This is a genomic window from Larkinella arboricola (assembly GCF_003259745.1).
Lineage (GTDB): Bacteria > Bacteroidota > Bacteroidia > Cytophagales > Spirosomataceae > Larkinella > Larkinella arboricola.
On sequence record NZ_QLMC01000004.1, the window covers coordinates 844,408 to 851,884 of the forward strand.

Consider the following 7,477-nt stretch of genomic DNA (forward strand, 5'->3'; position numbering starts at 1 on the left):
GAAGTGCTCAGCATCGATGAGCGGTATTTCCGTCCGACGGAAGTGGACTTGTTGTTGGGGGATCCGACCAAGGCGATGACGAAGCTGAACTGGACACCCAAGTACGACCTGGCGGGTCTGGTCAAAGACATGATGCAGGCGGATGTTGCCTTGTTCCGGCGGGATCAGTTGCTGGCTGGCGAAGGCCATCTGGTGCCTAATTATTATGAATAATTTACGGATGCTTTCACCTCTTTGATCGACTAATCTGTCGATTATTAATAGAATGGCTCGCTTAGACTACCTTTCAGGTTTAAGCGGGCCATTTTGTTTTGCGAATGCCTATCAATGGGCTTAATAAATAATAATTATGTCAATTTTGTCTGATAAATAGTGGCGTATAACGTTAATAAGGCTGAATGATGCATATTGGAGTGGTTATTTAGCAGATGTGGTAAAATATTTATTTCTGATAAATGCTTTAGTGTTTAAATTTATTGAAAGAGATTAACGCCCGTTATTAGCTGAATAGGGATAAAATCTGAAAAATATTTTGACTGTTGAAGGCCGCTAGAGACTACTTCAAGCCATATCATAACCATTCGTTTCTCTCGCTTTGATGTAACATTTACTTAGTAGGATAATGATAGCGCTAACAATTCATATCCTTTAATTAGCATGACACTTAAAATAAGCCTCCTTTTAAATTTTATATTATTCTGACGCTAGGTAATCCTTCTAAAATCGAAATGTTGTTAAGCTTTGGATAGAAACAGAACTATTGCCCCCTTCATTATTACTTGCTATTTACACCTCAATCTTCTTTTAAGGAGTGAGTAAGAGTAAATTTTTAATTTATTTATAATGTGATAAAATTTAGAAAAAATTAAACATTATGATATATTTATTTTACGGGCCGGGATAAAATTTACTCAGTTTAAATAGTAAATATTTATAATTCGGTATAAGCATAAATAATGACAAACTTGATAATAAGAGACGAGAGGAGGTACTTGTTTTTAGTTACTAAAGTGTTGTTTTCTAGGGTGTTGTCCCGTGAATAGGTTAATATATTTTTGTTTGGTATGATATTTTTGCTGTTCGTTAATCATGAATGGTATAATTATTTTTTTACCAAATGGCTATTTTTATTTCTTGTGCATACAATTATTAAATAAAACTGATGCGATTTGTCGTTTTCGAATAATATAAAAAATACCTACAAATTACTTTACTTTACTGTCGGCAATAAGTATTTAAAGTTTTGATTATTCAACTCCCAAAAAAATCGGCGTGCAACGAAAGTTTCGCTTTTAGAGTGACTCTATTAGTGAATTGCCAAACTACTATTTGGTACTGCTGACAAGCTTAAGGGAATAAAATCTGCTTGTTGTGTATTCCTTAGAATATTCAATTCTGAAATGCAATAAAAACCACTAACCAATTCAATACTTCGCTTTTTTGAGTAAATTTGCCACGGATAAAAGCAGATTTACTTAGAGGTAAGGTAGGTGGTTAATGACTACTCTAGAGCCTCTCACGGGCTTTAGGAGGCTATAAATGCGTATGTGCCGAGTGAATATGAGTTTAATTCAATATTTGAGTAAGGGTCAACTTTCTATTTTATATTTTTTAAGTCGTATGAAAAAAAGATTTACTGAAATCGCCTTCTTAATACGCACTGCTTACACCGCCTTTCTTTGGGTATTTATTTTTGCTTTTTTGAGTATCCAACAAGTATGGTCTCAAAATAATGGCCCTGACCGGAGCCAATACAAAAGCACCTATGAACTTAAAAAGAAGGAGACTAGTCAAAAGATTGGCGGTCAGCAGAATGGTACCAAGATTAATTTCACGGCCAGCCTTCTAAAAGAAAACAATAAAGGAGCTCGCCTGGCGATTTCGGCTGCGTTAAAAAATCCAACATCGTTACAGTTCGGTCCCGACGGTAAACTGTATGTGTCCCAGAAGAATGGGCTCATCAAGATCCTTACCATTGTTAAAAACGGACCGAATGACTACGCCATCGCTAGTCAGGAAACCATTAGCCTGATCAATGGAATCCCAAACCATAACGACGACGGTTCACTGGCGACGAACATTACCGTTCGGCAGGTTACGGGTCTGGTCGTAACCGGTTCGACTACCAATCCCATCATCTACGTTAGCTCCAGCGACAGCCGTGAAGGTGGCCCTGAGGGCGATTTGAATCTGGATACCAATTCGGGCATTATTTCAAAACTGACCAAGACCCCCACCGGCTGGGACAAAGTAGATCTGGTCCGGGGCTTGCCGCGTTCGGAGGAAAACCACTCCGTAAACGGGATGCAGATCGATGGCAATATGATGTATATTGCGGTGGGAGGGATTACCAACGCGGGATCTCCTTCCAATAACTTTGCGTTTACACCCGAGTATGCTTTAACCGCAGCCGTTCTTTCCGTTGACCTGGCGGCCATTGAAGCCATGCCGACCCAGGGAACCGGCCCTAATAAATATAAGTATGATCTTCCGACCCTCGATGATCCGGATCGGCCCGGCAACCCCGACGCCAACGACCCCTTCGGTGGGAACGACGGGCTGAACCAGGCTAAAATTGTACCGGGTGGTCCGGTGCAGGTCTTTGCATCCGGTTTTCGTAACCCGTATGACCTGGTCATTACCAAGTCCCGGAAGATGTACGTAACCGATAACGGCGCCAACCCGGGCTGGGGAGGACACCCGGAAAATGAGGGGACGCCGAATGTTACCAACAACTATGTTACGGGTGAACCCGGTTCAACGAAAGCGGGGCCGAATGATCCGAAGGTAAACAACCTCGATCATTTTCACTACATTGGTGATCTTAATACGTATATTCCCGGTACATACTATGCCGGTCATCCGAACCCGATTCGGGCCAATCCGGCCGGTGCCGGGCTTTACACGCATAACAATGGCGTGGGCGTATGGCGGAACAGTACCACTGGACCTAATCCGCTGCCCGCCGACTGGCCGCCGGTGCCGGTCAGCATGGCTCACCCCATCGAAGGGGATTTTCAGAATCCGGGTGAAACCAACAATGCCCTGCTGACTTTTCCTTCCTCCACGAACGGGATTACGGAGTATACGTCGTCGATATTCAACAATAATTTAAAAGGGCACCTGCTCCTGGCTTCTTTTGACGGTAACGTCCAGGATGTTACGCTTACGGCGGATGGTACCGATGTGCTGAACCCCAGGGGCGCTAAAAAGAATAACCTGGGGAAACCCTACGCGTCTAACTTCGGCTCTCAGCCACTGGATATTACGGCCCAGGGTGACAATGACATCTTCCCCGGTACGGTTTGGGTCGTATGTTACTTACAGAGTAACATCTACGTATTCGAACCGGAGAATACCTCGGGCGAATGTGTGGCAGCCTATAGTACCAGCTTTGACGATGACGGTGACGGCTACAGCAATGCCGATGAGATTGACAACGGAAGTAATCCCTGTACCTCCGCCAGTCGGCCAAGCGATGCCGACGGCGACTTTTTGTCGGATCTAAACGACCCTGATGATGACAACGACGGGATAAATGACGATGTGGATTATTTTGCCCTTGATCCACACAACGGTACAACCACGAACCTGCCCATTCGGTATGAGCTCTTTAACGAATACCCGGGAACCGGTTTATTTGGATTAGGTTTCACGGGCTTGATGCTGCCCAAACGCCCCGGTATTACATACCGTGAGCTGTTTAATAAGGATAGTCTGACGGCCGGTGGTGCAGTAGGAGCTTTCTCCGTTGACCGCACAACCCCCGGCGATTCCTACGGAAATCAGAATAATCAGGAAAACGGCTTCCAGTTTGGCGTCAATACAACGACCAGCACAGGCTCTTTTGCGGTACAAACCCGGGTGCTTGGGCCTTTCTTCAACGGTGATATTCCGCATTACTGGCAGGCAGTAGGAACCTATATTGGTACCGGGGACCAGGATAACTATTTGAGAATGACCCTGGGAGCCGATGGCGGATCGGGTGGGATAGAAGTCCTGTACGAGGAAAATGGCGTGGTGACAAGCCATAACTACTCGCTGCCGGGCGGTTTACCTTCCTCTACACTGGATCTGTTTCTGGCGGTGAATCCGGTTACGGGACGGGTTCAGCCCAAATATTCCAAGGATAATGGTCCGATTACAAATTTAGGGCCAGCTATCCAGGTGGGGGGTGCGTTGCTGGAAGCGATTCAGGGGCCACCTGCACTGGCAGTAGGGGTTACTTCCACGTGTGTAGGCTCCACTCCGTTTACGGCTGTCTGGGACTTTATTCGTGTTCTGCCGGATGTGCCGGTCAATACCGCTCCGGAATTGGCGGCCATTGGCACTAAAACGGCCACCGTGGGTCAGGAGCTGACCTTTACGGTTCAGGCTATTGATCGTGATGTGCCGGCTCAGGAGCTGACCTATAGTGTATCAGGCCCGGCTTCCGCCACAATCAATCCAACAACCGGTGCTTTCGGCTGGACACCCACCACCACCGGTACGTTCAGCCTGACGGTGAAAGTCACTGACAATGGACAACCGTCTCTATCGACGGAGGAAGTTGTTACCGTCACGGTGAGTCCGGCTCCGGGTACCCGAGTAAATGCGGGCGGACCGGTAGTTACGAGCTTAGACGGTCGGCAGTTTGTGGCTGATGCGTACTTCAGTGGAGGCAACACGGCCAAAGCCGGGACGGTGCCCATCGACAACACCGAAGATGATGCCCTGTATCAGACCGAACGGTATGGTAACTTCAGCTACAATGTACCGGTAACCAATGGGTATTATAACGTTACGCTGCACTTTGCTGAAACGTATTCGGCCGTCATTAACGGCACCACCACCCGTAAGTTTAACGTCGATGCCGAGGGGGTTCGCCGGTTGACCGAGTACAACATTGCTCAGGAAGCAGGAGGTACACTGAAAGCCGTGCAGAAAACCCTGGGCGTGAATGTCACCGATGGCACGCTGAATATTGTCTTTAGTCAGGGCAGCAGCCAGAGTCCCAAGGTCAATGCCATTGAGATTGTGGCCGGTACACCACCGCCTAACCATGCTCCCATACTGGCTTCGATCAGCAGCCAGACACTTACCCTGGGACAAGCGCTTAACCTGACCGTGCAGGCTACGGACAGTGATGAGCCCGCCCAGGTGCTGACGTACAGCGTTTCGGGTCAGGCTACGGCCACGATCACCCCGACAACTGGAGCGCTCAGCTGGACGCCCACTTCAACCGGTACCTTCAATCTGACGGTGAGAGTAACCGATAACGGTTCACCGGCATTATCCGATCAGAAAATTATCATTGTTACCGTCAACAGTCCGGCAGGTGGTCAGCAAGTCATCAATTATAGTTTGATGAATGCAGATACGGAGCAGGAAATTAAGGTACTTACCAATGGAGACCAGTTGAACCTGAACACGCTACCTACGCGGAATCTGAATATTCGGGCTAATACCAGTCCCAACACGGTAGGTTCCGTGAAAATGGTTTTAAGCGGTAAGCAGAGTAAAACGCAGACTGAAACGGGAGCCCCTTATTCCTTGTTCGGAGATACTAATGGAAACTACAACCCCTGGATACCGGCAGTAGGCAGCTACAATTTGACCACTACTCCCTACTCGGGAGCGAGCGCAACCGGAACGGCTGGTACACCCCTGACCATTACGTTTACGGTTGTAGACCAGGCTCCGCCAGCTAACCAGGCGCCGGTACTGGCAACAATTGGTGCGAAAAGTGCTACGGTGGGTAAGCCGTTGAGCTTCACCGCCCAGGCCACCGATGCAGATATACCGGTGCAGGCCCTGACCTATAGTGTATCGGGTCACGAAGCGGCCACCATTAACCCCAATACCGGTGCTTTCAGCTGGACACCAACGACTACGGGCATTTTCAGCCTGACGGTGAAAGTCACTGACAATGGAACGCCGGCTTTATCAAGTCAGGAAGTCGTTACTGTTACCGTGAATCCGGACGTTCCGGGTACTCGGATTAATGCCGGTGGCCCCGTATTTGCAACCTCGGACGGTAAGCAATTTGTGGCTGATACCTACTTCAGTGGAGGTGGTACCAGCAGCGCTGGCAATGTACCCATTAATGGTACACAGGATGATGCCCTGTATCAGACCGAACGCTACGGTAACTTCAGCTACAATGTACCGGTAACCAATGGGTATTATAACGTTACGCTGCACTTTGCTGAAACGTATTCGGCCGTCATTAACGGCACCACCACCCGTAAGTTTAACGTCGATGCCGAAGGGATTCGCCGATTGACCGAGTACAACATTGCGCAGGAAGCAGGCGGTACACTGAAAGCCGTGCAGAAAACCTTGGGTGTGAATGTCACCGATGGTACGCTGAACCTGGTCTTTAGTCAGGGCAGCTCTCAGAATCCGAAGGTCAATGCCATTGAGATTGTGGCCGGTACACCACCGCCTAACCATGCTCCCATACTGGCTTCCATTAGTAGCCAGACGATCACCTTAGGCCAGAGCCTGACCTTTACAGCCCTGGCTACGGATGCTGATTTGCCTGACCAGACACTCACGTATAGCAAGACAGGCGGCCCCACTTCGGCTACCATTAATGCCAGCACGGGGGCTTTCAGCTGGAAACCCACCACGACGGGTACCACGAGCTTCACCATCAAGGTAACCGACAATGGTACACCAGCCTTATCAGATCAGAAGGTATTTACCGTTACCGTTATTCAGGCCCCGTTCCCGGCTGGTACGCGGATCAATGCCGGTGGGGTAGCTTACACGGCCGCTGACGGCCGGCCGTTTGTGGCTGACACCTACTTCACCGGGGGCAACATCGCCAATGCGGGGGCGGTGCCCATCGACAACACCGAAGATGATGCCTTGTATCAAACCGAACGGTATGGCAACTTCAGCTATGAGGTACCTGTAACCAATGGGTATTATAACGTTACACTGCACTTTGCTGAAACGTATTCGGCCGTCATCAACGGCACGACCACGCGTAAGTTCAACGTCGATGCTGAAGGCATTCGCCGGTTAACCGAGTATGACATTACTCAGAAAGCAGGGGGAACTTTGAAAGCCGTCCAGGAAACGGTAGGTGTCTATGTTACCGATGGTACGTTGAACCTGGCCTTCAGTCAGGGCAGCAGCCAGAGTCCAAAAGTTAATGCCATTGAAGTCATAGCCGCAACGCCCCCGGCCAACCTGGCTCCGGTGCTGGCTTCGATTGGCAGTCAGACGGTGACCTTAGGCCAGAGCCTGACCTTTACGGCTCAAGCCACCGATGCCGATGTACCGGCTCAGACGCTGACCTACACTGTGTCAGGTCCGGCCTCAGCCAGCATCAACGCCAGCACGGGGGCTTTCAGCTGGAAGCCCACGACCACCGGTACCACAAGCTTCACCATCAAGGTGACTGACAATGGTACACCAGCCTTGTCGGCTCAGGAGGTCATTACCGTTACTGTTATTCAGGCCCCGTTCCCGGCTGGTACGCGGA

The 7,477-nt window shown here is 49.0% G+C and carries 2 protein-coding genes; both read left to right on the forward strand.

Annotation, left to right across the window (positions count from 1 at the left end; translation table 11 throughout):
- Window positions 1-213: GDP-mannose 4,6-dehydratase (locus tag LX87_RS19150; protein WP_211325330.1), on the forward strand; the 213-nt coding region annotated here is incomplete at its 5' end.
- A 1,725-nt stretch (window positions 214-1,938) separates the two neighbouring features.
- Window positions 1,939-7,477, forward strand: a 5,539-nt coding sequence (locus LX87_RS19155) for a malectin domain-containing carbohydrate-binding protein (RefSeq protein WP_229310725.1), incomplete at its 3' end; no start/stop codon positions are given.